The organism is Erythrobacter sp. HI0063, from assembly GCF_001635685.1.
Classification (GTDB): domain Bacteria; phylum Pseudomonadota; class Alphaproteobacteria; order Sphingomonadales; family Sphingomonadaceae; genus Qipengyuania.
The window spans coordinates 1-858 of the sequence record NZ_LWFF01000035.1 but is presented as its reverse complement, the minus strand read 5'-3'; the positions used below and the strand labels follow the sequence as shown (position 1 = coordinate 858).

2 protein-coding genes are annotated in these 858 nt (G+C 51.9%); both read left to right on the top strand.

Annotated elements, in window-relative coordinates; all coding sequences use genetic code 11:
• On the top strand, nucleotides 1–439 hold a 439-nt coding region (locus tag A3736_RS01575; RefSeq protein WP_082851247.1), incomplete at its 5' end, for an IS5 family transposase.
• 98 nt (nucleotides 440–537) lie between these two features.
• Nucleotides 538–858: hypothetical protein (locus tag A3736_RS17765; RefSeq protein WP_233999157.1), on the top strand; the 321-nt coding region annotated here is incomplete at its 3' end.

Here is an 858-nt window from a genome sequence, read left to right as displayed (position 1 = left end):
AACCGAGGCGCTTGGCCGATCGCGCGGCGGCTTCACCACCAAGCTCCACGCAAGGTGCGATGCCAGAGGCTTGCCCCTCGGCTTCGTGCTGACACCGGGGCAAGCGCACGATGTGCAGGGCTTCGCACCGCTGTTCCGCATGATAACTGACCGGATCGAGGCCTTCCTGGCTGATCGGGGATACGATGCCGATGCGATCCGCGAAGAGATTGAGGCGGCGGGCGTCGAGGCGGTGATCCCGGCCAAGGCGGGCCGGCGTAATCCCGCCGCGCATGATCGCGCGAAATACAAGTGGCGCAACCTGATCGAGCGACTGTTCAATAAACTCAAGAACTGGCGACGCGTTGCGACCCGCTACGACAAAACCAAGGAATCCTATCTCGGCTTCGTCGCGCTCGCCTCAGTCAAACTCTGGATACCCTTTGTCCACGAAACCTAGTCAATTCGGGTGAGCTTTTCGAAACTTTCGCCATAAGCCCAAAACTTCACGATAAGCTCACTGAGGGGATGAATAACATTGAGGAGATAGATCAAGGGATGAAAGTTCTCCCCTCCTCTCTCTTACTAAGTATCGTAGCGACATTCGACTCCATAATTGGCGATTTTCTTAAGGATTTAATCACTAGAGACCCTGCCTCTATAGACTTTGGAGATAAGTCTTTCTCCTATCGCGAGCTGTTCAAGACCAAAGAGATCGAAACTCTCAAAAACAATATTATTGACGACGAAGTAAACCGACTACTTCGCGATTCTCATAAAGAGCAAGTGAGATATATTGAGAAGCTCTCTCAAACAGAGATAATCAATCACCACGAGCGCTGGAGAAATTTTTACGAGGTTTTCGAAAGACGAAACCAG